Source organism: Bradyrhizobium sp. 40, from assembly GCF_023100925.1.
Taxonomy (GTDB): Bacteria; Pseudomonadota; Alphaproteobacteria; order Rhizobiales; family Xanthobacteraceae; genus Bradyrhizobium.
In genome coordinates this window covers 3811130-3835711 of record NZ_CP064688.1, presented here as the reverse complement: position 1 = coordinate 3835711, position 24582 = coordinate 3811130, and the positions used below count along the sequence as shown (strand labels likewise).

The following is a 24582-nucleotide window of genomic DNA, read 5'->3' as shown; positions in this document are numbered from 1 at the left end:
CTGCCCGGTCGGGGTTGCCTAAACCCGTGATCCCCTATATTGCTCCGCCCTCGTTGGGGCCACGTGGCGGAGTGGTTACGCGCCGGTCTGCAAAACCGTTTACTCGGGTTCGAGTCCCGACGTGGCCTCCATCACAACCTCCTGATATCTCAGCAATATTCGATCGGGTCGCGCCTGCTATGGGCCCGCGCGAGCGATGCATGCTTGCCGCGCACACCGGGTTTGCCCGGGGCCCGGCGGAAACCCGTCATTCAGCCTGCTGGCATAGTCTTCGCATCTGCGAAGTGATGCATCCCAACGATCGAGCGCTGGAGAGCACGTGAGCGAAATCGTCCGATTTGTCCCGAAATCCGAGCTGGAGCGGGCTCGCCTCATTCGCGAGGCCCGCGCGATCTATGACAGCATCTTTCCGCCGGCCGCACCCGACCAGGCGCCGCAGGACGGCGGAGAGCGCGTCAAGACCTGATCGCGGGCATGCCGAATCTCGCGGCGTAGGGCCCATAGCAAAACGCCCGCAGAGCGCGGGCGCATCGGCTCACGGTGAAATTGGTCTTAGCAGGCCGCGTACCAGCCGTCGGGAAACGGCAGCAGGGGCCATGCGCCCTCGTTGTCATTGGCGGCTTTGGGCTTCGCGTAATAGGTCCACGAGCGCGGCACGAAATCCTCCCCCGGCACGACCGCCAGATCGTCATGGACTATGGCGTCCTGGACGGCATCCAGCAGCAAGTTGAATTCGGCTTCGCTCATCACACCCTCCGGACCGGATGGCGCAATGTCGCAAAGCCGGCTTGTTTCCCGATTGAGCCGATCGTTCGCATTTTAACGATCGGCCAATCGGGTCCCGATTGGTTAGCGATTGATGAAATCCCGTTGGGAAACTTAGGTTCCTGCCGGATGCCCGCAGTGTGAAGGAGGTCACATCTTCGGCTGTTTATTTCTCCTACCCGTTCGCACACCGGCCAACACAGGCCGGCGGGCAGGGCAGAACGGGAGACTGGTCATGAAGGCGAGGTTCTTGCGGTTTGCGGGTGTGAAAAGCCGGGCGCGTCGCGCCTCGACGGTCGGGCTGTTCCTGACGCTGTTTGCGTCCGCCGCCCATGCGCAGCAGGGAACGCCCGAGCAGCGCCGGGCCTGTACCCCCGACGTCTACCGGCTCTGCGCCGGCGAAATCCCCAACGTTCGCGCCATCACAGCCTGCCTGCGCCGCAATAGGCCAAGCTTGAGTGAGGCTTGCCGCACCGTGTTCGATCAGGCCGGCGGCTAACATACCGGCCCTGTGGGTTTGTCCGCAGCAAGTGGCTCGCGCGGGCTCGCGAATCCGGCATAGTCGGCCTGTGGATATACCTGTGGGTATGCTGCGGACAGGCTGTGGAACAGCGGTGATGTGCTTCGGACGTCGCCCGCAGATGCGTCCTTCTATTGTCATATCTCTGTCAAATGACCTTACCGAATGATTCGCTGATCGCGCAGATCGGGGCGTCACGCACGGTCATGTGGTTTCCCCGAATTCGGAATTGCGCGCTGCGGCGTCCGCATTCACGAACAGTTTTTGTGCAGCCGCCTGCCCAAATGGCGGGCTCCCTCCATCCAATTTTTTGTACGCCCGCGGACAAGCTTTCCAGTCCGCTCTCCTCCTAGGCTCGCTTCCGAGATCTGGAACATGGCCATTGCCATGACAATTCGAAGGAGCTGGAGATGGAGAGACCGGTATTGCCCCAGGCGCGGGGGAACGCGCGTGCATCGCTGTCTTGGCGCAAGGCCGCGGTCGGCGCCGCGGTCACTTTCGGCGCGCTGGCAGCCGCGCCCCTGAGCGCGCAGGCTGCGGCGCCTGCGGCCTGCGCCGCGCTCCAGGACAAATATCCGGACTGGAAGGGCAAGACCCTCGTCAACGCCATCAACCCGCACACGCCGGGCTATGAGACCATCGACCCGAAGGATCCGAGCAAATATATCGGCTTCGACATCGATCTCGGCGAAGCCATCGGTGAATGCCTCGGCTTCAAGCTGACCTACAAGCCGGTGACGTTCGCGGCGCTCCTGACCACGCTGGCCGCGGGACAAGCCGACATCGTCATTTCCGATATCTACGCCACCAAGGAGCGCGCCAAGGCCGCCGACTTCATCACCTATTCGAAAGTGTTCGACGGCGTGCTGGTGGCCAAGGGCAATCCGAAGGGCATCAACGGCATCAACATGTCGATGTGCGGCGCCGCTGCCGCAGAAAACACCGGTTATGTCGAGGTGCCCCTGATCCAGGCACTGATGCCCGAGTGCAAGAAGGCCGGCAAGTCCGAGCCGACCGTCCAGCTCTACGACAACAACGCCAACTGCATCCAGGCGATCCTCGCCGGTCGTGCCGACACCTATGTCAACGACGTCAACACCGTCGACAGCGCGGTCAAGGCCTATCCGGACAAGCTGGAGAAGGCGACCGCGGTGACGATCCCGTATTCCGTCGGCATCGCCGTTCCGAAGGATAAGCCGAAATTCCGCGACGCCGTGCTCGCAGCCCTGATCGAGGTCCAGAAGGCCGGAACGCATATGGAGCTTCTGAAGAAGCATGGGCTCGACGTGAACAACTTCAAGGAGCCTGACATTCTGACGGCCGACTGATGTCGCTGTTCCTCCATTACCTGAGCATGCCGTATCTGCTCGAGGGCATTGAGCTCACCCTCGAGGTGACTGCCCTCGGGCTCGGCGGAGGATTGATCCTCGGATTGATCCTCGCCGGCATGCAGCTCTCCCGCTTCTGGCTGCTGGCGGCGATCGCCAGGGCCTACACTGTGATCTTCCGCGGCACGCCGCTGATCCTGCAAATGGTGTTCGCCTACGACGCGTTGCCGCATATCGGCATCAAACTGCCGGCGGTGCTGGCCGCCGGCCTTGCGCTGGCCTGCAACGAGGCGCCGTTCATCGCCGAGATGCTGCGTGCCGGCGTGCTCGGCGTCGATCGCGGGCAGGTGACGGCGGGCCAGGCGCTCGGCATGACGCCGCGGATCCTGATGTGGCGGGTGATCGCGCCCCAGGCGATCCGCACCATGATCCCGGCCTTCGGCAACGAGGCCGTGAGTGCGCTGAAGAATTCGTCGCTCGCCTCCGTGGTCGCGGTCCAGGAGCTGACCTTGCGCTCGACCCAGCTTGCGTCCTCGACCTTCGACTTCTTCTCGATCTTCTTCGCCTCGGGCTTGCTGTATCTCGTGCTGACCTTTGCCATCAGCATCATCCAGCTTTTTGTCGAATGGCTGCTCGATCTCGACCGCGCCAAAGGTCGCCAGCGCAAGCTCGCCGATTATCTGCCCTGGCGCCGCGTCGATCTCGCCACCAAGCTCGAACTTGCCGCAGCGACCGTCGACGTCCCGGTGTCCGCACAGGCAGAGCTCACCGACACGCCGCCGCGGGCGCTGACCCGCGAGGAGCGCACCCGGCGTGCGGCAACGATCTCTCGAAACAACATCGCGGTCGAGACCAGGGACCTCACCAAGAGCTACGGCACGCAAAAGGTGCTTGGAGGCCTCGATTTTACGGTGCGTGTCGGCGAGGTCGTCGCACTGCTCGGGCCCAGCGGCTCCGGCAAGAGCACGCTGCTCCGCTGCATCAATCATCTCGAAAGCTGGGACGGGGGCACCGTGCGCGTCGGGGGACGCCGTCTCGGTTTCGACGACAACGGCAAGCTGCTGCCGCCCCGCGCGATCGCCAATGAGCGGGCAAGCGTGGGCGTCGGGATGGTGTTCCAGCAATTCAACCTATTCGCCCATCTCTCGGCGAAAGAGAACATTGCCGGTCCCTTGCGCTGGGTGCACGGCATGACCCGCATCGATGCCGATCGCCGCGCCGCCGAGCTGCTCGACCGGATCGGGCTGTCGCACCGCGCCGACGCGCTGCCGCGGCATCTCTCCGGCGGTCAGCAGCAGCGCGTTGCGATCGCCCGAGCGCTCGCACCGAACCCCAGCGTGCTGCTCCTGGACGAGCCGACCTCGGCGCTCGATCCCGAGCTCGTCAGCGAGGTCCTGGAGGTGATCCGGCGGCTCGCCATCGATGATGGCCTCACTATGATCATCTCGACGCACCAGATCCGCTTCGCGGACGAGGTCGCCGACCGTGTCGCTTTCCTGAGCGGCGGCACGATCATCGAGGAGGGGCCTGCGCATGAGGTTCTCTCCAGCCCCCGCAATCCGCTGACTGCGCGTTTCCTCAGCGTGATGGAAACCGACAAGACTCCGGAGGCGGTGCGATGAGAGCCGCACCCGCAACGTTCAAGACCGCGTTTCCAGAAGAGGCCACCTCATGAAGCATTTCACGCTGCCGGTTTCACCGAAAACCGTCCACTGGGGCTATTTCTCCAAGAAGGTCGCGCCGGCCCTGACGCTGCGCTCGGGCGATCGCGCCACTATCGAGACGCTGACCCACCACGCCAACGACGATTACGAGCGCATGATCCAGGGCGATCCCGGCGCCGAGAGCGTGTTCCAGTGGACGCGCGAGCACAAGGCAGTCGCGCGGCGCGGCTCGGGTCCTGTCGAAGGCCCATTCATTCGTGGCGCAGGCGAGGGGATCGGCGTGCATCTCCTCACCGGTCCCGTCGCGATCGATGGCGCCGAGCCCGGCGATATCCTCGAAGTGCGCATCCTCGATATCAGGCCGCGGCCGAGCTGCAGCGCCTGTCATGCCGGGCGCTGCTTCGGCTCCAACGTCGCCGCGAATTGGGGGTTTCACTATCACGATCTGATCGAGGAGCCGAAGCCGCGCGAGGTCGTCACCATCTTCGAGCTCGACACCTCCGGCGAGCCCTGCGCCAAGGCGGTCTACAACTATGTTTGGACGCCGCAGACCGATCCTGACGGCATCGTGCATCCGACCATCGATTATCCCGGCGTGCGCGTCGATCACGCCACCATCACGAAGCGGGAGAACATTCTCGCGAGCGTCAAGGTGCCGGCACGGCTGCATTTCGGCACCATGGGGCTCGCACCGTCGGAGGCCGATTTCGTCAGCTCGATCCCGCCGAGCTATACCGGCGGCAACATCGACGACTGGCGCATCGGCAAGGGGGCGCGGATGTTCTATCCGGTCGCGGTCCCCGGCGCCTATTTCTCGGTCGGGGATCCCCATGCAGCCCAAGGTGACAGCGAGCTTGGCGGCACCGCGATTGAGACCTCGCTGACCGGCGATTTCGAGTTCGTTCTGCACAAGAAAGCCGATCTCGCCGGCACCAGCCTCGAAGGTCTCGACCATCCGATGCTGGAGACTGATCAGGCCTGGTCATTCTACGGCTTCACCTATCCGAACTACCTTGCCGCGCTCGGCGTCGACGCACAAACCGAAATTGCCAATCACTCGAGTCTCGATCGTGCGATGCGCGACGCGTTCAGAAAACTGCGCCGTTTCCTGATGACCGTGCACGGCCTCAGCGAGGACGAGGCGATTTCGCTGCTATCGGTCGGCGCCGATTTCGGCGTCACCCAGGTGGTCGACGCCAATTGGGGCGTTCACGGCACGATCCGCAAGAACATCTTCCGATGTGACTAATGCTTTGAGAGGTAATCCGTTTCCGGGACGAGGACGTGACCAAAGACCGTCATTTGCGGCCCGTCGCTGCGACGGATGACCAATTGCGTCTGGCACAGAGGTTGCTTCGATCCACTGCAATCTGGGTCGATCCGATGAGCTTCCGTCCCTTCACGAGCGAGTCCTACGCGCAAGACGACCGGCCCGAAGCCTGGCGGGACGTGCTCGCCGCGGTCGGCCTGCAGCCGGCGGCAGGCCATTCCTTCCTGGATGGGCACGCAACGGCGTCACATCGCCACGCCGCAGGCGTTGCGCTGACGCGCATGGCCGCCGGCGCCCAGACCATTGGTCCGCGTTCGCAGGCCAACGAAGACCTGCCGATTGCGCTGATGCCGGTCGAAGACGGCATGGTGCTCAACAGTGCCGGCGGCCATCGCATCGTTCCGGTGGGCCATCTCGTGCTGCTGCCGCGGAGCGGGGACTGGAGTATCGTGTTCCAGCGCGACATGCGCGCCATCGTGCTGTCGGTGACGTCGGACGCGCTGCACGGCCGCCTCTCGGGCAGGCCGCGGCTCGGCGAACCCAGGGTCGTTCCGCCCAGCGGCTTTGCCGACGTCTTCGCGCGCTTGATGGACGCGACCGCGCGCACGCTCGACACCCTGAGCGATGCCGAATGGAATGCGGTCACGCAGTCGCTCGTCGATCTCCTGCTGACACTCGCCCATCAATTGGCGGCTTCGACGTCCGACGCCGGATCGAGCGCGACGCAGTCGGCACTCCTGCACCGGATCTGCCAGAGCATCGAACGCCGCCTCGACGATCCCGAACTGGTGCCCGCGCGCGTCGCGCAGGCCGAAGGAATCTCCGAGCGCTATCTGCAAAAGCTGTTCGAGACGGTCGGCGACAACTTTACTCACTACGTGCGCGAGCGGCGGCTGCAGCGCGCCTGGGCCGATTTGTCCAATCCGTCCGAGGCGCATCGTTCGATCTCGGAGATCGCCTACGCCTATGGCTTCGGCGATTCCGCGCATTTCAGCCGCGCCTTCCGCCATCGCTTCGGACTGCCGCCGCGCGAGTTTCGCCAGCAGGAGGCGGAGCGGGCGACGACGCAGCATGGGATAACCGGTCAGCGCGGCTGGCCGCAGGATGCGCTGGCGCAGCTTCGCGTGCACCAGGCGAGTGCCGAGGCGCGCGGCAATCTCGCCCGTACCGACATCGATGAGCCGAGGACGGCCGAGCGCAAGCATCATCATCTTCCGGTCGAAGCCGACCGTGTTCATTGGGGATATTTCAGTCGCTCGTTACAGCCGCAGCTCGAGATCGCCTCGGGCGATACCATCACCATCGAAACCCTGACGCAGCACGCCTCCGACGATCCTGAGCTGATGATCGCGGGCGATGCCGCCGCCGAAGACGTTTTCGGCTGGACCAAGGCGAGGAAGAACGTGGATCGCCGCGGCGCGGGTCCGATGGATGCCAGCATATTCGGGCGCGGCGCCGGCGAAGGCTTTGGCGTACACATCTGCACCGGGCCCGTGTCGGTGAAGGACGCCCAGCCCGGCGACGTGCTGGAAGTGCGGATCCTCGACATCGTACCGCGCGCAAGTCGTCATCCGAAACATTCAGGACGCGTGTTCGGCTCCTCGGTCGCGGCCTGGTGGGGCTATCATTACGACGAATTTCTTTCAGGGCCGAAGCCGCGCGAGGTCGTGACGATCTACGAAATCTTCGACGACGCCGATGCGCCGCACGCCCGCGCGCTGTATTCCTATCGCTGGGAGCCGCAGACCGACCCGTTTGGCGTGGTGCACTCCACTTACGACTATCCCGGCGTTCCCGTCCTGCCCGGCACGGTAAAGCGCCGCCACGCCGTGCTCGACGGCATCCGCATTCCCTTGCGCCCCCATTTCGGTGTGATCGCGGTCGCGCCGCGCGAGGTGGATTTCATCGACTCCGTGCCGCCGTCCTATTTCGGCGGCAATCTCGACAATTGGCGCCTGGGGAAGGGGGCGACCGTCTATCTTCCGGTGTCCGTCCCCGGCGCATTGCTGTCAGTCGGCGATCCCCATGCCACGCAAGGCGACGGCGAATTGAGCGGCACCGCGATCGAATGCTCAATGACCGGAACGTTCGAGGTGATCCTGCACAAGAAGGCCGATCTCGCCGGCCAGCCCTTCGCCGATCTCTCTTATCCCTTGATCGAGACCGAGACCGACTGGGTCCTGACCGGATTCAGCCATCCCAACTACCTCGCCGAGTTCGGCGCTCAGGGCCAAAGCGAGGTCTACGCAAAATCCTCGCTCGACCTCGCCATGAAAGATGCGTTCCGCAAGATGCGGCGCTTCCTGATGAACGTGAAGGGCCTCAGCGAGGACGAGGCGATCGCGCTGATGTCGGCCGCCGTCGACTTCGGCGTCACGCAGGTGGTCGACGGCAATTGGGGCGTGCACGCGATCATCAGCAAGCGCCTGTTTCAAACCTTCCCCTAGACAAGCATTCCCTTGAAAGAAGCGCCGTAACAAGGAACCCCAGTGAAATTCCACATGATCAGCGGCGGACCGAAGCCGGTCGCGCCCTTCAGCCACGCGGTGGAGACCGACGGTTTTGTCTTCGTCACCGGCCAGATGCCGGACACGCCGCAAACACCGGGCGTGTTGCCCGACGGCATCGTCGCGCAGACGAGGGCGGTGATGGAGAATTTGAAGGTAGTATTGGCGGGCATCGATCTCGGTCTCGAACACGTCGTGATGACACGCATTTATCTCACACGTTTCAAGGAAGACTACACCGCAATGAACGAGACTTATCGCGGGTTCTTTCCGCCGGACCGCCTGCCGGCCCGCACCTGCGTCGGTGTCACCGGGCTTGCCTACGACGCGCTGATCGAGATTGACCTGGTCTGCCGCCGGCCGTGAGGCGACAGCCCGTAGCCCGGATGGAGCGAAGCGCTATCCGGAATTCGTTCCGCGGATACAGGGCCCCGGATTACGCTTCGCTCCATCCGGGCTACAAGACCTTGCGTTGCCCGTCCGCATGCGGCGCCCGCGCCGGCGACTGCAAGCCGCGCCGATCTATGAATGCCGGTTCATTGCTGCGGAGAATTCGAATCGGTAAGAATTAGCTCGTTGCGCGTCTCGCGTCGTGCAACGCGCCGGAGGCGAATTGATCGCGACTTGAACCTTTCGATTGCACCTCCGACGAATCCTTCGAGGCAACGCCATTGGTTGCCGCGGCGCCTGCGCCGATCGACGTCAGGCACCGAAAGCCCGTTTCGATCGGGGGAATTTCATATGAAGTATTTTCTATCTGCACTGATTGCGATCGGTCTATCGATTGCCGCCGCGCCGTCTTTCGCGGCTGACGCGCGCAACGTCACTGTCGTCAACGAGACCGGCTATGCGATCAAATTCCTGGGCTTCAACGCCCCGGATGACGGCATGGACGAATGGGACAACGAGCTGGACAAGGTTTTGCAGAACCAGGCGAGCACTTATGTCGAGTTCGACGATGACGACGAAGGATGCGTCTGGAACGTCCGCGTCGACTGGCAGAACTATGACGAGACCGTGCTCTGGAAGAACGTCAACCTCTGCAAGTTCACCGCGCTTCGGCTGCGCTACGATTCCGGCACCAAGACCACTTCGTTCGTCGCCGAGTAACTTGACCTGAGGCCAGGCGGAGGAGGGGCCAAGCGCCCTTCCTCGCCGCAATGTGCGAGATGGCGAATTCGTCCTTTGCAAGCGCAAGCGGCTTTGTTATACGCAGCCGCGCGCGAACGACGGGTTCGCCCTTTTCCTCGGTAGCTCAGCGGTAGAGCATCCGACTGTTAATCGGATGGTCGCTGGTTCGAATCCAGCCCGGGGAGCCAAATTCCGCTTCATCTTCAACGGCTTGCGTCAAGACTCTGATCTGGCGTGCGATCTCGTTGCGGCAAATTCTCAATTAGATGTGTACAGTGGCGAGCCCGTGTTCTCCGCGGCGACGCCAAAACGACTCAATTGAAATCGAGCTTCCAGGCGCCGGTCCTTTACGGAGCTGATTCCCATGCGAGACATCCAGGTCGACCGTTTCCCGCTGGCTCCCTCCATTCTGCCGGCGGACATCCCCGAACTCAGCGACGACGAATGCCTCGCCTGTCTGGCGCGCGCGGTCGAGACCCACGATTCGGCACGGCTGGATGAAGTCGCCGCATTGATCGGCCGCCTCGCCGTCACGATCGAATAGGCCGGCTCACCCTGGACGTTGCGAGTTGCGGAAAGGCCCGGTTCGCTGGGCCAAAGCCATGTTGCGTTTTTGCAGGGCCTGCTCCAAAGATGCCGCCAACTTTCGTCCGCGGCATCGTCCGCCTTGCAGGGTCCGCAAATGTCCGTTTTCTCGACGGCGCGCCTAAAAATGGTCGATGGCCAGGTGCGCACCAGTGACGTCACCGACCGTCGTGTTCTCGACGCCATGCTCACGGTTCCGCGCGAGGCCTTCGTGCCGGCCAGCCGGCAGGCAGTGGCGTATCTCGACCTCGATCTCGACGTCGGCGAGGGCGGCGTCAAGCGGTTCCTGATCAAGCCGCAGCTGACCGGCAAGCTGCTCCAGGCCGCCGAGATCGGCGAGGACGACAACGTGCTGGTCGTCGGCTGCGCCACCGGTTATCTCGCTGCGTTGACCGCCAAGCTCGCACGCCAGGTCACCGCGACGGAATGCGATTCGGCGCTGGCCAAGAAGGCCAATGACGCCTTCGCCGCCCTCGGGCTTGCCAACGTGGCCTGCAAGGCCGCGGCCTGCACCGAGGGTGATACTGCTGGTGGTCCCTATGATGTGATCGTCCTCAATGGCGCCACCGAGGTGACGCCGGCAGGGCTGCTCGGGCAGCTCAAGGAGGGTGGGCGTCTGTTGGGGGTTTCGGCCGAATCCAGGCCGCCGCGCGCCATGATCGTGACCCATACCCACGGCGAATTCGGCCATCGGGCGCTGTTCGATGCCGCGGCCCCGGTCCTTCCCGGGCTGGAACGGGCCGCCGCCTTCGTATTCTGACGGCCCGATAGCGGCTTTAGCCCGTTAAAATCCCGTTCTGAATCAGAAGTGTGGCCGGGATGCTGCACGTGAAGAGTTTCCACTGAGAACCACCCTCAGGTAGTTCCGTCGCGCTTGACCGCGTCCTATGTTGCGGCGGGGCAACGACTCCACTCGTAGACGGTAACCCAGCTCGCGGGCACGAGCCGGGCGCTAGAATGAACGGAATTTTTGGATGCATGGGGTGAAGCTCTTCACCGGAGCAGCGGTTTCGGTCCTGCTGCTGGCGCTTGTCGCGCCGACGCCTGCCTTGGCGGATACGATCGAGGCTGCGCTGGTGCGCGCCTATCAGAACAATCCGCAGCTTAACGCGCAGCGCGCCCAGGTGCGCTCGACTGACGAAAACGTGCCACAGGCGCTGTCGGGCTATCGCCCCAAGGTCGGAGTCAACCTCAGCACCGGCTATCAATATCAGGACATTCAGCAGCAGCAGAAGGGTCTGCCGATCCATAGCGACCCGCCCCTTCAGCCCAATAGCGCCAGCCTGACCATCAACCAGACGCTCTACAACGGCAATCAGACCGCCAACAGGACGCGCGCGGCGGAGAGCCAGGTCTCGGGATCCCGCGAGGCGTTGCGCGTGCTCGAGCAGACGGTCCTGTTGCAGGCTGCCACCAGCTACATGGATTATCTTCGTGACTCCGCCACCCTCGAAGTTCAGCGCAGCAACGTGCGCGTGCTCGAACAGACGCTCAAGCAGACCCGCGATCGCTTCAATGTCGGCGAAGTGACGCGCACGGACGTGGCGCAATCCGAAGCGCAGCTCGCGGCCGGCAGGACCCAGGCACTGACTGCCGAATCGAATCTCACGACGACGCGCGCGAATTTCCGCCGCATCATCGGCAATGAGCCGACGAACCTTGCGCCGGGCTCGCCCGTCGATCGTTTCCTGCCCGGGACGCTCGCCTCCGCCGTCGGTCTCAGCCTGGTGGAGAACCCCAACGTCACGGCCTCGATGTTCGGCATCGATGTCAATTATCTTCAGGTCAAGATCAACGAAGGCGCGCTGCTGCCGACCCTCACGGTTCAGGCTGGCATCACCCAGTCGTACCAGCAGACCCTGACGGTCTTCCGAACGACGACCGCTTCCGCCATCGCGACCGCCTCCGTGCCGATCTATCAGGGCGGCGCTGAATATGCGCTCATCCGCCAATCGAAAGAGAACCTGGCGCAGCAGCGCCTGAATCTCGAAACCACCCGCGACCAGACCCGTGCCAACGTCGTGCAGGCCTGGGGGCAGTTGGAAGCCGGCAAGGCGCAGGTACAATCTGCGCAGGCGCAGGTCACGGCTTCCGAGATCGCGCTGAACGGCGTGCGCGAAGAAGCCAAGGCCGGCCAGCGTACCACGCTGGACGTGCTCAACGCGCAGCAGGCGCTGGTGAACGCACGCGTTGCGCTCGTCACTGCCCAGCATGACCGCGTGGTGGCGTCCTATTCGGTGCTCAATGCGGTCGGCCGTCTCGCGCCGCAAGTCCTCGGCCTCAACACCACGGTCTACGATCCCAGCGTTCACTACCAACAGGTTCGCGACAGCTGGGCCGGCGTGCGCACGCCTGACGGACGCTAGAGTCCCGTAATCGTCCGGTCGGCCTCGCGAATAGTCGAAGCCGACCGGTGCTTTGCTTGCAATCAGCAAAATCCCTGACATAGCCTTGCCAAGAAGATGCGGGCCGATTCGCTCTGCATCCGATGCCGTGTGCGTAAAGCATGAGTGCCGAGGGCAGGGGCGCACCGCTGCACGTTGAGCCGTCATCTGGGGACAAGTCGGGCTGCCGTGACGAAAATGTCGGGCCACCCATCCGGAACCGGCCAATCCTGTCGTGCTTGGTGTAAAACAACGCATGCGAGGGCGTTGATGATGTGGAGTCGGAGATGACGCAGCCTGCAAAGGTCACAGAACCCTCGATGGAGGAGATTCTGGCCTCGATCCGGCGCATCATTGCCGACGATGAGGCCAAGCCGCCGCCGGCGGATGCTGCCAAGCCCGAGAAAGCTGCCGCCCCCGCCGCGCCACCGAAGCCGCAGGCGATCAACGATATTCCGCCATCCAAGGTCGCGCCGCCCAAAGCGGCCGCCGAGAAGCCCGCACCGGCTCCGGCTGCAAAGCCGGCAGCGCCGCCAGCCCCGGCACCCGAGGCGGATGCATCCAACAATCAGGACGATATCGACGCACTGCTAGCGGGCCTCGATACGGCCACCGCTGCGCCGGAAATCCGTGCTCCCGAGCCGGAGCCCGAACCTGAGCCCGACGTGCTGGAATTGACCGACGATATGGCGCTGGCGATGGAGCCAACGCCGTCTCCGCCGCCGCCGAGCTTCCGCAAGGTCGAGCCGCGCGACGATCTCGAATTCGCCGAATCGCCGCCGCCGCGCCCGACGCCGGCATCCTATGCGCCGGTGGACTTCGATGCGCCGCCACTGCCGCCCCAACAGCCGATCCTGGCGCAATCGACGGTCTCCGCGGTCGAATCCGCCTTCAATTCCCTGGCCCACACGGTGCTCAGCAGCAATGCGCGAACGCTGGAGGATCTGGTCAAGGAGATGCTGCGTCCAATGCTGAAATCCTGGCTGGACGACAATTTGCCGGGCCTCGTTGAACGCATCGTGAAGGCGGAAATCGAGCGGGTATCGCGCGGCGGCAGGTAGATCGGGCCGCAGAGCCCTCAAAAACCCTGCTTGTGCGATATATTTTGTCCCCTGACCGGACCGGAAAGCCCTGTTGCCGCCTGGCTTTCCGTTGACTTGTCCGTTGACTTGGACCCCGTGCGCGGCTTTCTAACAGCGCCATGATCGAGAAAAATTACCAACCCGCCGATATAGAAGCCCGCATGTCCGTCGTGTGGGAGGACAGCCTTGCCTTCAAGGCCGGCCGCCCGGACCGTCGCGACGCAGTGCCCTTTACCATCGTGATCCCGCCGCCGAACGTGACGGGCTCGCTCCACATGGGCCACGCCCTCAACAACACGCTCCAGGACATCCTGTGCCGGTTCGAGCGCATGCGCGGCCGCGACGTGCTGTGGCAGCCCGGCACCGACCATGCCGGCATCGCCACCCAGATGGTGGTGGAGCGGCAGCTGATGGAGCGCCAGCAGCCCAGCCGTCGCGAGATGGGCCGCGAGAAGTTTCTGGAACGGGTCTGGCAGTGGAAGGCCGAGAGCGGCGACACCATCATCAACCAGCTCAAGCGGCTCGGCGCCTCCTGCGACTGGTCGCGCGAACGCTTCACCATGGACGAGGGCCTGTCCAAGGCCGTGGTCAAGGTCTTCGTCGAGCTGCACCGCGACGGCCTGATCTACAAGGACAAGCGGCTGGTGAACTGGGACACCAAGTTGCTCACCGCGATCTCCGATCTCGAAGTGCAGCAGGCCGAGGTCAAGGGCAGCCTCTGGTACCTGCGCTATCCGATCGAGGGCAAGACTTTCAGCCCCGAGGATCCCTCGAGCTTCATCGTCGTTGCCACCACGCGCCCGGAGACCATGCTCGGCGATACCGGCGTCGCCGTGCATCCCGATGACGAGCGCTATCAGAAGCTGGTCGGCAAGAACGTGATTCTGCCGCTGGTCGGCCGCAAGATCCGGATCGTCGCCGACGATTATTCCGATCCGGAGAAGGGCTCGGGCGCGGTCAAGGTGACACCGGCGCACGACTTCAACGACTTCGAGGTCGGCAATCGCCATGGCCTCGCCCGGATCAGCGTCATCGACAAGGAGGGTTGCCTCGATCTCCTCGACAACGAAGATTATCTGCGCGACCTGCCGGCAGGTGCCGCGCAGTTCGCCGAGGAGTTCAACAAGCTCGATCGCTTTGCAGCGCGCAAGCGCATCGTCGAGCGGCTGGAATCGTTCGGCTTCGTCGAGCGGATCGAGCCCCATACCCACATGGTGCCGCATGGCGACCGCTCCGGCACGGTGATCGAGCCCTATCTTACCGACCAATGGTATGTCGACGCCAAGACGCTGGCGAAGCCGGCGATGGCCGCCGTGCGTTCGGGCGAAACCACCTTCGTGCCGAAGAATTGGGAAAAAACCTATTTCGAGTGGATGGAGAACATCCAGCCCTGGTGCATCTCGCGCCAGCTCTGGTGGGGCCACCAGATTCCAGCCTGGTACGGTCCCGACGGCAAGGTGTTCGTCGCCGAGACCGAGGAGGAGGCCGTCAGCCACGCCCTCGGCTATTACGTCGAGCAGGAGGTCATCACGGTCGAGCAGGGCCGCGAGATGGCGCTCGACCGCAACAAGCGTGACGGCTTCATCACGCGCGACGAGGACGTGCTCGACACCTGGTTCTCCTCGGCGCTGTGGCCGTTCTCGACCCTCGGCTGGCCCGCGGACGCGCCGGAAGTGCAGCGCTACTACCCGACCAATGCGCTGGTGACCGGATTCGACATCATCTTCTTCTGGGTCGCCCGCATGATGATGATGGGCCTTCACTTCATGAAGGAGGTGCCGTTCTCGACGATCTACATCCACGCCCTCGTCCGCGACGAGAAGGGCGCCAAGATGTCGAAGTCGAAGGGCAACGTCATCGATCCGCTCAGCCTGATCGACCAATATGGCGCCGATGCGCTGCGCTTCACGCTGGCTGCGATGGCCGCGCAGGGCCGCGACATCAAGCTTGCCACCAGCCGTGTCGAGGGCTACCGCAATTTCGCGACCAAGCTCTGGAATGCGTCGCGCTTTGCAGAGATGAACCACTGCGCCGTGCCCGAGGGCTTCGAGCCGGCGAAGGTCAAGGAGACGCTGAACCGCTGGATCGCGCATGAGAGCGCACACACCACGCGTGAGGTGACCGAGGCGATCGAGGCCTACCGCTTCAACGACGCCGCCGGCAGCATCTACCGCTTCGTCTGGAACGTCTATTGCGACTGGTATCTCGAGCTCGCAAAACCCGTGCTGCTCGGTCCCGACAGCCCTGCCAAGGCGGAAACCCGCGCCATGGTGGCATGGGCGCGCGACGAGATCCTGAAACTGCTGCACCCCTTCATGCCCTTCATCACCGAGGAGCTGTGGGAGGTGACGGCCAAGCGCGACGGTCTGCTCGCGCTGGCACCGTGGCCGCTGAAGCCGGCCGGGCCGACGCCGGAGCAGCTTGCGATGCTCGCAGCGACGACGGGGCCGACCGACGCGCTCGTCTCACCGGTTTGGGTGCTGCCGATCTTCGACCATGCCGACTTCACCGATCCCGCGGCCGAGGCCGAGATCGGCTGGGTGATCGACCTCGTCACGCAGATCCGTTCGGTGCGCGCCGAGATGAACATTCCGCCGGCGACCCTGACGGCGCTGGTGGTCGCAGGCGCATCGTCCGAGACGAAGGAGCGCGCGCCGCGCTGGAGCGACGTCATCAAGCGCATGGCGCGGCTGTCGGACATCTCCTTCGCCGACCGTGCGCCCGACGGCGCGGTCCAGCTCCTGGTGCGCGGCGAGGTGGCTGCGCTGCCACTGAAGGGCGTGATCGACGTCGCCGCCGAGCGCACGCGTCTCGACAAGGAGATCGGGAAGGCCGATTCCGACATCAAGCGCGCGGAGTCCAAGCTGGCGAACGAGAAATTCGTCGCCAACGCGGCCGAGGAGGTCGTCGAGGAGGAGCGCGAAAAGCGTGAGGCTGCGCTCGCCCGCAAGGCCAAGCTCCTCGAGGCGCTGGAGCGGCTGAAGCAGGCCTCGTAGGCTTATTTCGGAAACGGCTTGCTGAGGAATTTCGAGCCCCTGACGCCATAGCGCCAGGGCAGCTCGACGGCCTTGGTGATGCCGATCCGGATTCCGGCCACGACCTCCAGATCCTCCGTCCGCGCATGCAGCGCGATCGGCGGGCGGTCCAGCGGCAAGGCATTGTGCGCGATGGTGATGCCGAGCGCTTCGGTCAGCTTGCCCGGGCCCGAGCACAACGCGTGCAAATCCTGGAGATGGCGCCGCCGACGCATCGCGGCGATTCCGTGGGTCGGCTCCAGCGCGCGGATCAGCACGGCGCTCGCCGAGCCTTCTTCCTCGCAGACGAAGTTCACGCACCAATGGATGCCGTAGGAGCGGTAGACATAGGCAAAGCCGGGCGGGCCGAACATCACCTGGTTCCGCGGCGTGGGGCCATTGTAGGAGTGCGCCGCCGGCTCGGTATGATGATAGGCCTCGACCTCGACGATGATCCCGCCGACGCCGTCGACAAGCATGGTCGCGCCGATCAATTCGGCCGCGACCTCGTGGACGCTGCGCGCGAAAAAGGCACGCTTCAGGGCTCTGCCGAGCCGGGGTATGGAAGGTTTCGAGACTGGAGCCATTCGAGGTGAGAATCGCCAGAGAACAGAGCAGGATATTGCCCATATCTGCCATGTTCCCTGAAGCGAGGCGAGCCGGGTTGCGATGCCCGGTCAGACCGACTAGGTAGGGCTTGGTCAGACCGGACACCCCATGGTCGTTATTGTCGATACCATCTCGAACCCGCTGCGCCCACGTCACCCCGAAAAGGTGAACCGGCCCGATTCCGCTTCGCCGCCGAAGCCGGACTGGATCCGCGTACGCGCGCCCAACACCCGCGGCTATGCCGACACCCGCAACATCGTGCGCGCCAACGGCCTGCATACGGTGTGCGAGGAGGCGGGCTGCCCGAATATCGGCGAGTGCTGGGACAAGAAGCACGCGACCTTCATGATCATGGGCGACACCTGCACCCGCGCCTGTGCTTTCTGCAACGTCAAGACCGGCATGCCGAACGCGCTCGACGCGGCCGAGCCGCACAACGTCGGCGAGGCCGTAGCCAAGCTCGGGCTTGCCCATGTCGTCATCACCTCCGTCGACCGCGACGATCTCACTGACGGCGGCGCCGAGCATTTCGCTCAGACCATCCGCGCGATCCGCGCCGCGTGCCCCTCGACCACGATCGAGATCCTGACGCCCGACTTCCTGCGCAAGGAGGGGGCGCTGGAGGTCGTCGTCGCCGCGAAGCCCGACGTGTTCAACCACAATCTCGAGACCGTGCCGTCGTGCTATCTCACGGTGCGGCCGGGCGCGCGCTATTTCCATTCGATCCGGCTGCTGCAGCGGGTCAAGGAGCTCGATCCCACCATCTTCACCAAGTCCGGCATCATGGTCGGCCTCGGGGAAGAGCGCCACGAGGTGCAGCAGGTGATGGACGATCTGCGTTCCGCCGACGTCGATTTCCTGACCATCGGGCAATATCTCCAGCCGACCCGCAAGCATCACGCCGTGATGCGTTACGTGCCGCCGGACGAGTTTTCGTCCTACGAGAAGGTCGCCTACACCAAGGGCTTCCTGATGGTGTCGGCGAGCCCGCTCACCCGTTCGTCGCATCATGCCGGCGAGGATTTTGCGAAACTGAAGGCCGCGCGGGCAGCAAACGCCCGCTGAATCGCCATGCCCAATTTTTCGAGCAAGCGCCGTGTCGATCACAGCGCGTCCGAGATGTTTGATCTGGTGGCCGACGTCGAGCGCTACCCGGAATTCGTGCCGCTGTGCAGCGCGCTGAAGGTCCGTCAGCGCATGGCGAAACCCGGCGGCACCGAGGTGCTGGTCGCAGACATGACGGTGTCGTTCAAGCTGGTCAGGGAATCCTTCACCAGCCGCGTGACGCTCGACCGCGCCAATTTGAAGATCCTGGTCGAATATCTGCAAGGTCCCTTCAGCAATCTGGAAAACCGCTGGACGTTCGAGCCCAAAGGCGAGAGTGTTTGCGACGTTGGTTTCTTCCTCGCTTACGAGTTCAAGAGCCGCATGCTGGCGCTCCTGATGGGCTCGATGTTCGACGCCGCGTTCGCGCGATTTTCCATCGCGTTCGAGAAGCGGGCGGATGCGATCTACGGACGGCGGAAGCTGGCGTCGTCGTAGTGGTTGCGGACGGGCACGCTCTCTCCTCCGTCATTGCGAGGAGCCCTTGCGACGAAGCAATCCAGAATCCCTCCGCAGAGAGACTTTGGATTGCTTCGCTGCGCTCGCAATGACAATGGGGGAGGCAGGCGTGCCAAAAATTTCAATCCACCGCCTTCACGACATCCGGCGGCTGCGAGGCATAATACGCCGCGGCCTGCTCGATTTCCTGCGGGGTCATCGCCCGCGCGATGTTGCGCATCTGCTGGCTGATGTCATTGCGGCGCTCGCCGGAGGCAAAGGCCTGCAGCTGCGCCTTCATGTAGGCCTCGGACTGGCCTTCGAGCCACGGGCTGCCCGTCTTGTTGTCGAGGCTGCCGTGGCAGGCGCCGCAGGGCGCGATGCCGCGCATCGGTGCGCCGTAGATCACGATGTTTGGCTTCGGCAGTTGCGGCGTCGGGTGATAGGCCGGCAGCCGCGGCAGGTAGGCGTAGTAGTTCGAGAGATCTGCGATCTCCTGGTCCGTCAAATTGACGGCGAACGGTGACATCACGGCGTTGGCGCGCGCGCCGGTGCGGAAATCATGCAGCTCCTTGTAGATCACGGCCGCGTACTGGCCGGCAAGATTGGGCGAATCCGCGCGGCTGACACCGGTCGGGCCATGACAGATCGCGCAACGCTGCGCCAGCGTGGCGCCGCGTCCGATCGCCTCCTGGTTCGGGCGTGCCAGCGTGTTCGACGTCAGCACGACCCCCGACAGGCGCCTGGTCTGCTCCGGCGCCGTCACGCTCGCTGCGCGCTGCGGCACGCCGGCAGCGCTGCAGATCGCGTCCCAAACGTTGGCGAACTGAACCCAGGGCTGTGCGAAGGGCAGCACGAGGAAGCCCGCAATCGCCGTGACGATCAGGATCGCGGCGGTGATGATCACACTCGCCTTGAAATGACGATTGGTGAAGGTGAAGAGGTCGCGCGTGCTCATCACTGCGCTCCCACATAAACGGCTGGCACAGAGGTGCCCTCGGTCAGCGCCAGATTCAGGATCGGATAGCCGTAATTGGTGAGGGTGAGCGCGATCATCAGCGCCACCCACAACGCATGAGTGTTGAGCGCGACGGGGACCGTTGTGGGCTGGTGCACCGCCAGCGCGAAGCGATAGGGGCCGGCGTCGACCTGCGGCGCGCGCATGCCGCGAGCAAGGATAACGATGAACATGATGCCCGACACCAGCAGGATGAAGCCGCCGATGGCCGAGAGGGTGACCGAGAGGGCCTGCGGCGCGATCGCGGGGTCTCCGAAGTCGAAATAGGCCATGCGGCGCGGCATGCCGAGAATGCCGACCCAGTGCCAGGGAAAGGTCGTGACGATCATGCCGATGAACCACAGCCAGAGCTGGCTGCGGATCAGGCGGACGTCGATCAGCTCGCGCGCGGTCAGATGCGGCCACAGATCATAGGCGATCGCAAAATACATGATCACGATGGCGCCGCCGAAGATCAGGTGGAAATGGCCGGTGATCCACTGCGTGTTGTGGATCGACGCATCGAGCTGATAGCTCATGTTGATGAGGCCGCCGGCGCCACCGAAGCCGAGCATGACAAATGAAAAGGCGAGGGCCAGCATCATCGGATTGTCCCAGGGCAGGGCCCTGATCCAGCCGAACATGCCGCGGCCGCCGCGCAGGCGCGCCGCGATCTCGACGGAGGCGCAGATCGTGAACACGGTCAGCAGCGTCGGCAGCGCGACCAGCGCCGTGAAAGCCGAATGGATGAACTTGAAGCCGGCGCCGACCTGCGGATCCGCGAAGGTGTGGTGCATGCCGATCGGCATCGCCACCACCAGGAACAGGATGAAGGAAATCCGCGCCATGCTGTCGGAATAGACGCGGCCGCCGATCGCACGCGGCACGATGGTGTAATAGGCGATGTAGGTCGGCATCAGCCAGAAATAGACGATGGCGTGCAGCGTCCAGGAGAAGAACACGCGCGCAAGGCCGGCGTCGATGGTGGCCTTCAGCCCCGCCGCGACCGGAATGATCTGCAGCAGCAGCTCGAGCGCGGCACCGACCGCAGTCCAGGCCCACAGATACGAGCCCGCGACATTGGCGAACATCGCCAGCGGCACCGGCGCGCCGGGATGGGCCTTGCGCCAGACGCGCAGATTGATCGACATCAGCGCGACCCAGATCCAGGAGCCGACCACGACCAGCACGACGCCAAGATAGTAGAACACGTTGCCGATCAGCGGCGGGTAGAACGTGTAGAGCACCGAAGCGCGGCCGAGCCCGACCGGGACCATCGCCATGATCGCGCCGACCACAATCAGCCAGAATCCCGCCCAAGCCCAGCGCACACCGACCAGCCGCTGCTCCAGCGCGGACTCGCTAATGGCATAGCCAAACCCCATCGCGACCAGCGTCGGGAAGACATAGCCCATCACCGTGCCGTGCGCGGTCAGCGAGCGGTAATAGAGTTCGGGATTGGACAGCCAAGTGCCGATCGGGCTGCGGATGAACATCTGCCAGGCGCCGAGCGTGAGCGCGATGCCGAACACGGCGAAGGCCAGCCAGAAATGGGCGAGGATGAGCTTTCTATTGACCAACACAGCTCAGCCTCCCGCCACCCTTCGCGCGGTTCGCGAAGTCCGTCTTGTCGATCACTTTGACCTTGCCCCACATGCCCTCGTGGCCGAAGGAGCAAAACTCCTGGCAGGGCATCAGATAGTCGCCGCTCTTCGTAAAGCGCATGAGCTGCTCGGAGATGTAGCCCGGCACCAGCATGGTGTTGACGTTGGTGCCTTGGATCAGGATGCCGTGGACGACATCGGCGCTGGTGGCGCGCAGCGTGATCGGCGTGTCGACGGGCACCACGATGCAGGCCGGCGTGAAGGAATATTGCTGGCCAATCGCGCGCACGGTGACATTGCCGTTGGCCTCCAGCACGCTGCCGAGATTGCTTTCGACGAATTCACCGCTCAGATGCAGCCGCGAGGGATCGGTGGTTTCGACGCGCGGCTGCGGCATGGTCGCGCGATGGATACCGGCGAATGCCGCCAGCAGCGCCATCATCACGACGATAATCACGGCGATGGTGGCCCAGCGCCGCTCGACGCGGGCTGCGACCTCGGCGCTGGCGCTACCGTTGCTGTGGGCTCCCTCGACGCTCATTGCAGCGAGCCGCGCGGCAGGAACACGAACAGATAGAAGGCGAACCACATCGCGACCACGCAGGCCGTGGCGATGCCGGCGACCACTATCGCGCCGGATGGGCCCTGCGCCACGACTTCCTCGATGGCCTGGTCGGCGACGGCTGGGCTGGTTGGCGGGTCGGAATTGAACATGGGGCCCTCAGTTCAGCGGTGCCGAGCGCAGCTCGTTGGCCTCGCGCGCCGAGACCGGCGTGCCGCGATTGCCCCAGGCGGTGCGGATGTAGGAGACGACGGCGGCGACCTCGTTGTCGGAGAGGAGGCCGGCGAAGGGCGGCATGCCGTAGGGCATCGGATTGCCCTTGGTGCCCGGCGGATAGCCGCCATTGAGCACCATGCGGATCGGGTTGACCGCCGACTGCATCTCGATGGACTGGTTGTTGGCGAGCGGCGGCCAGTGCGGCGGCTTGCCCTCGCCCTGGGTGCCATGACAGCTCGCGCAGTTCTTGTCGTAGACGGTCTTGCCGAGGCTGATCAGAAGGCTGCTCTCGCTGGTCGGCAGCGCCGAGCTCGCGGCCGGCGGAGGCGAGGGCTCCGCGATGCCCTTGAGGTAGACCGCCATCGCCCTGGTGTCCGCGTCATCGAGATATTGCAGACTGTTGTGCACGACCTCGGCCATCGGGCCGTAAACCACGCCGCGCATGGAAACGCCGGTCTGGAGCAGATCCGTGATGTCTTTGATGCTCCAGTCACCGAGCCCGGCCTCACGGTTCGACGTCAGCGAGGGCGCGTACCAGTTCTGCATCGGGATCAGGCCGCCTTTGAACGCGTCCGATTGCGAGGTGCCGCCGAGCGCGTTGATCGGCGAATGGCACATGCCACAATGGCCGAGGCCCTCGACCAGATAGGCGCCGCGATTCCATTCCGCCGATTTTTTCGGATCCGGCTTGAACTCGCCCTCGCTGAAGAACAGCGTGCGCCAGCCGAGGATGAGCTGGCGGTTGTCGTAAGGGAAACGCAATTCGTGCGGCTTGTTCTTCTGGTTCACCGGCGCAATCGAGCGCAGATAGGCGAAGATGGCGTCGCTGTCGGCGCGCGTGACCTTGGTGTAGGACGCAAACGGCATCGCCGGGTAGATCAGCCCGCCGTCGGGAAAGCGGCCGCTGTGCATGGTCTTGTAGAAGTCGTCGGCTCTCCACTTGCCGATGCCTGTCTCCGGATCGGGCGTGATGTTGGAGGTGTACAGCGTGCCGAACGGTGTCGGCATGGCACGGCCGCCGGCAAACAGACGTCCTTCCGGCGCGGTGTGGCAGGCGGTGCAGTCGCCGGCACGGGCCAGATATTCCCCGCGCGCGATGATGTCGCCGGTCTTGTCTTTGTCCTGCGCGGCTGCTGCCGTGGTGAACGCGGCGATGGCGAGCAACTTGATGGACAGGAGCTTGATCGACAATTTGAAGCCCATCATCCGCCTCGTCAGTTGGGCTGGCTACCGCAGCCGAATGGCAGCGCATAGGTGCCTTTCGGCACGGGGGCTGGGTTCGCGGGGGCAGGCCGCGTCGCAAGCCAGGCTGCGATGGCGGTGACGTCCGCCTCGGTCAAGTGACCGGCGACGAGCTGCATGCAATCAGGGGATTTCGCGGTGCGAGTGCCATAACGCCAGCCGCCGAGCTGGGCGCTGATGTAATTGGCGCGCAAGCCGAGCAGGCCGGGGATGCCGGGCTGCATACCCGTCAGTCCAGGGCCATGACAGCTCACGCAAGCCGGAATGTTGCGGCCGGCATCGCCGCTGGTGGCGAGCAGCTCACCGTGCGCGAGGACGTCCTTGCTGACTTCGCTCGGCGCCGGCGGTGGCAGCGGCGGGTGCTCGCTGGCAAAATATTCCGCCATCGCCTCCAGGTAGGGATCGGGCAGGAATTCCAGCAGATAGTTCATCGGTGGGTATTTGCGCCGGCCGCTACGGAAAGCGAGGAGCTGGTTGTAGAGATAACCGGCCGGCTTGCCTGCGAGACGCGGGAAGTAGACGTCGCGGGTGCCTTCGCCCTTGTTGCCATGACAGGGCGTGCAGGCCTCCACCCGCGCCGCCATCGTATCCGGCGGCTGGTTAGCGGTTTGTGCGGCCGCACCATCAAAGGCGCTCAGGATGGCAATGGCGATTGCCGGAGCAGTGAAGCGCGCGAACACGCCGTCGCCCTCCAGAAAACAGGACCGGGTTGATTCCCGGCCGCAACGTAGCGGATCATTATTGCGCCAATAATTTTCCCACGCCAAGTTCAGACAGAAGCCATGACGTTTGGCCGCGGTCGATATCTGCGATCCCGATCGGATTCGACAAAGTTTGCGTGCTTTTTGAAAACTGGACATAACGCGGCGACCTCGCGACAGTTCCTGCCCGAGTCGGCGTGTGCGTTACGCCCTCTGTCAGAGGGCGCAGGGAAGGCCGGGTGCCGGCTGGCACCCACGGTCCACTGTGCGAAGGTTGCGCTACAAGAGGCTGCACAGCGGCATACAGGTGAAGCCCAACACACGGCCTTCCCTTGCAGTGGTTTGACGGCTTATGCCGAGCTCTCCCCGGGGAGCGATGCACTATTGCCCCCGTCGCCTTGCGGATGGCTGATGCGCGTGCCCGGTCGGGCCGCCCACATCACCACAAGACTTGACGCACAGACCCCGGGCGTCAGGACGACACGGTTTTGCCGTACGCTGTCAGCATCGGTCGTGTGCGCGACACCCTCGCTCACGGTTTCCCGCCCGGCGAAGCCCTTCGCGCCGATGTGACTAGCGTCCACCGCAGCTCATCCCACGTTTCGTGACGATCGCGATACGCCCCTCTGACAGGGATGAGGTGCGGGCTGAATACGCCAAAGCCGAATTTCGGTAAAATGGAATATCTTTGCGCGAGCGGATTGACCCGTTGTTTGTGTGTTTTGCCCGTCGGGGAACGCAAACGTCTTGTGGCCCGGATGCGCTTCGCGCCATCCGGGCTGCGGGACCGTTCGCGTGGAATGCTGCTCGGCCGCGTGACGGGCTTGGTTTCCCAATCTGGGATATCGTACAAGCGACA

Annotated in this window: 23 protein-coding genes and 2 tRNA genes; 17 read left to right on the top strand and 8 right to left on the bottom strand. The window is 64.1% G+C overall.

Annotated features, from left to right (window positions below; all coding sequences use genetic code 11):
* Positions 1 to 57: 57 nt before the first annotated feature.
* Positions 58 to 131, top strand: a tRNA-Cys gene (locus IVB40_RS18670).
* 188 nt (positions 132 to 319) lie between these two features.
* On the top strand, positions 320 to 466 hold the full coding sequence (locus IVB40_RS18665) for a hypothetical protein (protein WP_007610232.1): 147 nt from the start codon (positions 320 to 322) through the stop codon (positions 464 to 466).
* A gap of 86 nt (positions 467 to 552) precedes the next feature.
* On the opposite strand, the gene IVB40_RS18660 is transcribed toward IVB40_RS18665, so the two are convergent.
* Positions 553 to 747: a hypothetical protein gene (locus IVB40_RS18660; RefSeq protein WP_027566897.1), complete on the bottom strand. Its 195-nt coding sequence runs from the start codon at positions 745 to 747 to the stop codon at positions 553 to 555.
* A 253-nt stretch (positions 748 to 1000) separates the two neighbouring features.
* Between IVB40_RS18660 and IVB40_RS18655 the strand changes: the two genes are divergently transcribed.
* The 13 genes from IVB40_RS18655 to IVB40_RS18595 all read left to right on the top strand — a co-directional run bounded on the left by IVB40_RS18655 (position 1001) and on the right by IVB40_RS18595 (position 16232).
* Positions 1001 to 1264 carry a hypothetical protein gene (locus IVB40_RS18655; protein ID WP_247286100.1) on the top strand — a complete coding sequence of 88 codons (264 nt, stop codon included), beginning with the start codon at positions 1001 to 1003 and terminating at the stop codon, positions 1262 to 1264.
* A 431-nt stretch (positions 1265 to 1695) separates the two neighbouring features.
* Positions 1696 to 2613 (top strand): ABC transporter substrate-binding protein, encoded by a 918-nt coding sequence (locus tag IVB40_RS18650; RefSeq protein WP_027566899.1) that lies wholly within the window; start codon positions 1696 to 1698, stop codon positions 2611 to 2613.
* On the top strand, positions 2613 to 4235 hold the full coding sequence (locus IVB40_RS18645; RefSeq protein ID WP_247815922.1) for an amino acid ABC transporter permease/ATP-binding protein: 1623 nt from the start codon (positions 2613 to 2615) through the stop codon (positions 4233 to 4235). The genes IVB40_RS18650 and IVB40_RS18645 overlap by 1 nt, the downstream gene beginning before the upstream one ends.
* Before the next feature lie 49 nt (positions 4236 to 4284).
* Entirely contained in the window at positions 4285 to 5526 is a 1242-nt protein-coding gene (locus IVB40_RS18640; RefSeq protein ID WP_247434630.1) for an acetamidase/formamidase family protein, read from the top strand.
* A 134-nt stretch (positions 5527 to 5660) separates the two neighbouring features.
* Positions 5661 to 7994: an acetamidase/formamidase family protein gene (locus IVB40_RS18635; RefSeq protein WP_247815921.1), complete on the top strand. Its 2334-nt coding sequence runs from the start codon at positions 5661 to 5663 to the stop codon at positions 7992 to 7994.
* A gap of 42 nt (positions 7995 to 8036) precedes the next feature.
* Positions 8037 to 8420 carry a RidA family protein gene (locus IVB40_RS18630; protein ID WP_247815920.1) on the top strand — a complete coding sequence of 128 codons (384 nt, stop codon included), beginning with the start codon at positions 8037 to 8039 and terminating at the stop codon, positions 8418 to 8420.
* A 375-nt stretch (positions 8421 to 8795) separates the two neighbouring features.
* Complete coding sequence (locus IVB40_RS18625; RefSeq protein WP_007591185.1) at positions 8796 to 9164, top strand: hypothetical protein; 369 nt, start codon at positions 8796 to 8798, stop codon at positions 9162 to 9164.
* Positions 9165 to 9298: 134 nt separating this feature from the next.
* Positions 9299 to 9373: transfer RNA gene (locus IVB40_RS18620), tRNA-Asn, on the top strand.
* Between the two features lie 176 nt (positions 9374 to 9549).
* Positions 9550 to 9729, top strand: coding sequence for a hypothetical protein (locus IVB40_RS18615; RefSeq protein WP_026233446.1), 180 nt, complete (start codon positions 9550 to 9552; stop codon positions 9727 to 9729).
* A gap of 138 nt (positions 9730 to 9867) precedes the next feature.
* Complete coding sequence (locus tag IVB40_RS18610) at positions 9868 to 10530, top strand: protein-L-isoaspartate O-methyltransferase (protein ID WP_247815919.1); 663 nt, start codon at positions 9868 to 9870, stop codon at positions 10528 to 10530.
* A 214-nt stretch (positions 10531 to 10744) separates the two neighbouring features.
* Positions 10745 to 12136 (top strand): TolC family outer membrane protein, encoded by a 1392-nt coding sequence (locus tag IVB40_RS18605; RefSeq protein WP_027566905.1) that lies wholly within the window; start codon positions 10745 to 10747, stop codon positions 12134 to 12136.
* A gap of 305 nt (positions 12137 to 12441) precedes the next feature.
* Positions 12442 to 13215, top strand: coding sequence for a DUF2497 domain-containing protein (locus IVB40_RS18600; protein ID WP_247286094.1), 774 nt, complete (start codon positions 12442 to 12444; stop codon positions 13213 to 13215).
* A gap of 140 nt (positions 13216 to 13355) precedes the next feature.
* Complete coding sequence (locus IVB40_RS18595; RefSeq protein ID WP_247359271.1) at positions 13356 to 16232, top strand: valine--tRNA ligase; 2877 nt, start codon at positions 13356 to 13358, stop codon at positions 16230 to 16232.
* 2 nt (positions 16233 to 16234) lie between these two features.
* Here the strand turns inward: IVB40_RS18595 and IVB40_RS18590 are convergent, their stop codons facing one another.
* Positions 16235 to 16837, bottom strand: a complete 603-nt coding sequence (locus IVB40_RS18590; RefSeq protein ID WP_247815918.1) for a DNA-3-methyladenine glycosylase — start codon at positions 16835 to 16837, stop codon at positions 16235 to 16237.
* Positions 16838 to 16967: 130 nt separating this feature from the next.
* Between IVB40_RS18590 and lipA the strand changes: the two genes are divergently transcribed.
* Both lipA and IVB40_RS18580 read left to right on the top strand, forming a co-directional pair.
* A complete protein-coding gene (lipA, locus tag IVB40_RS18585) occupies positions 16968 to 17924 on the top strand; it encodes a lipoyl synthase (protein ID WP_247815917.1) in 957 nt (318 codons plus the stop codon).
* A 6-nt stretch (positions 17925 to 17930) separates the two neighbouring features.
* A complete protein-coding gene (locus tag IVB40_RS18580; protein ID WP_247815916.1) occupies positions 17931 to 18401 on the top strand; it encodes an SRPBCC family protein in 471 nt (156 codons plus the stop codon).
* Between the two features lie 142 nt (positions 18402 to 18543).
* On the opposite strand, the gene IVB40_RS18575 is transcribed toward IVB40_RS18580, so the two are convergent.
* Genes IVB40_RS18575 through IVB40_RS18550 form a run of 6 tightly spaced genes read right to left on the bottom strand, consistent with a single transcriptional unit; the run spans position 18544 to position 23702 of the window.
* On the bottom strand, positions 18544 to 19359 hold the full coding sequence (locus tag IVB40_RS18575) for a c-type cytochrome (protein ID WP_247815915.1): 816 nt from the start codon (positions 19357 to 19359) through the stop codon (positions 18544 to 18546).
* Entirely contained in the window at positions 19359 to 20981 is a 1623-nt protein-coding gene (locus IVB40_RS18570) for a b(o/a)3-type cytochrome-c oxidase subunit 1 (RefSeq protein WP_247815914.1), read from the bottom strand. Before IVB40_RS18570 ends, IVB40_RS18575 begins: the two co-directional genes overlap by 1 nt.
* Positions 20968 to 21543: a cytochrome C oxidase subunit II gene (locus IVB40_RS18565; RefSeq protein ID WP_247286087.1), complete on the bottom strand. Its 576-nt coding sequence runs from the start codon at positions 21541 to 21543 to the stop codon at positions 20968 to 20970. Before IVB40_RS18565 ends, IVB40_RS18570 begins: the two co-directional genes overlap by 14 nt.
* The gene (locus tag IVB40_RS18560; protein WP_027566913.1) at positions 21540 to 21716 is read right to left on the bottom strand and encodes a hypothetical protein; all 177 of its coding nucleotides are present in this window, start codon (positions 21714 to 21716) and stop codon (positions 21540 to 21542) included. Before IVB40_RS18560 ends, IVB40_RS18565 begins: the two co-directional genes overlap by 4 nt.
* A gap of 7 nt (positions 21717 to 21723) precedes the next feature.
* Positions 21724 to 22986, bottom strand: a complete 1263-nt coding sequence (locus IVB40_RS18555) for a cytochrome c (protein ID WP_247462110.1) — start codon at positions 22984 to 22986, stop codon at positions 21724 to 21726.
* Positions 22987 to 22994: 8 nt separating this feature from the next.
* Positions 22995 to 23702 (bottom strand): c-type cytochrome, encoded by a 708-nt coding sequence (locus IVB40_RS18550; RefSeq protein ID WP_247463154.1) that lies wholly within the window; start codon positions 23700 to 23702, stop codon positions 22995 to 22997.
* Between the last annotated feature and the right edge of the window lie 880 nt (positions 23703 to 24582).

Excerpts from the sequence above, each read along its gene's own strand:
- IVB40_RS18560 (WP_027566913.1), bottom strand. The coding sequence starts at position 21,716 with ATGTTCAATTCCGACCCGCCAACCAGCCCAGCCGTCGCCGACCAGGCC.
- IVB40_RS18555 (WP_247462110.1), bottom strand. The coding sequence starts at position 22,986 with ATGATGGGCTTCAAATTGTCGATCAAGCTCCTGTCCATCAAGTTGCTC.
- lipA (WP_247815917.1), top strand. The coding sequence starts at position 16,968 with ATGGTCGTTATTGTCGATACCATCTCGAACCCGCTGCGCCCACGTCAC.
- IVB40_RS18615 (WP_026233446.1), top strand. The coding sequence starts at position 9,550 with ATGCGAGACATCCAGGTCGACCGTTTCCCGCTGGCTCCCTCCATTCTG.
- IVB40_RS18655 (WP_247286100.1), top strand. The coding sequence starts at position 1,001 with ATGAAGGCGAGGTTCTTGCGGTTTGCGGGTGTGAAAAGCCGGGCGCGT.
- IVB40_RS18650 (WP_027566899.1), top strand. The coding sequence starts at position 1,696 with ATGGAGAGACCGGTATTGCCCCAGGCGCGGGGGAACGCGCGTGCATCG.
- IVB40_RS18575 (WP_247815915.1), bottom strand. The coding sequence starts at position 19,359 with ATGAGCACGCGCGACCTCTTCACCTTCACCAATCGTCATTTCAAGGCG.
- IVB40_RS18625 (WP_007591185.1), top strand. The coding sequence starts at position 8,796 with ATGAAGTATTTTCTATCTGCACTGATTGCGATCGGTCTATCGATTGCC.
- IVB40_RS18590 (WP_247815918.1), bottom strand. The coding sequence starts at position 16,837 with ATGGCTCCAGTCTCGAAACCTTCCATACCCCGGCTCGGCAGAGCCCTG.
- IVB40_RS18645 (WP_247815922.1), top strand. The coding sequence starts at position 2,613 with ATGTCGCTGTTCCTCCATTACCTGAGCATGCCGTATCTGCTCGAGGGC.
- IVB40_RS18565 (WP_247286087.1), bottom strand. The coding sequence starts at position 21,543 with ATGAGCGTCGAGGGAGCCCACAGCAACGGTAGCGCCAGCGCCGAGGTC.
- IVB40_RS18660 (WP_027566897.1), bottom strand. The coding sequence starts at position 747 with ATGAGCGAAGCCGAATTCAACTTGCTGCTGGATGCCGTCCAGGACGCC.
- IVB40_RS18580 (WP_247815916.1), top strand. The coding sequence starts at position 17,931 with ATGCCCAATTTTTCGAGCAAGCGCCGTGTCGATCACAGCGCGTCCGAG.
- IVB40_RS18600 (WP_247286094.1), top strand. The coding sequence starts at position 12,442 with ATGACGCAGCCTGCAAAGGTCACAGAACCCTCGATGGAGGAGATTCTG.
- IVB40_RS18640 (WP_247434630.1), top strand. The coding sequence starts at position 4,285 with ATGAAGCATTTCACGCTGCCGGTTTCACCGAAAACCGTCCACTGGGGC.
- IVB40_RS18605 (WP_027566905.1), top strand. The coding sequence starts at position 10,745 with ATGCATGGGGTGAAGCTCTTCACCGGAGCAGCGGTTTCGGTCCTGCTG.
- IVB40_RS18595 (WP_247359271.1), top strand. The coding sequence starts at position 13,356 with ATGATCGAGAAAAATTACCAACCCGCCGATATAGAAGCCCGCATGTCC.
- IVB40_RS18635 (WP_247815921.1), top strand. The coding sequence starts at position 5,661 with ATGAGCTTCCGTCCCTTCACGAGCGAGTCCTACGCGCAAGACGACCGG.
- IVB40_RS18610 (WP_247815919.1), top strand. The coding sequence starts at position 9,868 with ATGTCCGTTTTCTCGACGGCGCGCCTAAAAATGGTCGATGGCCAGGTG.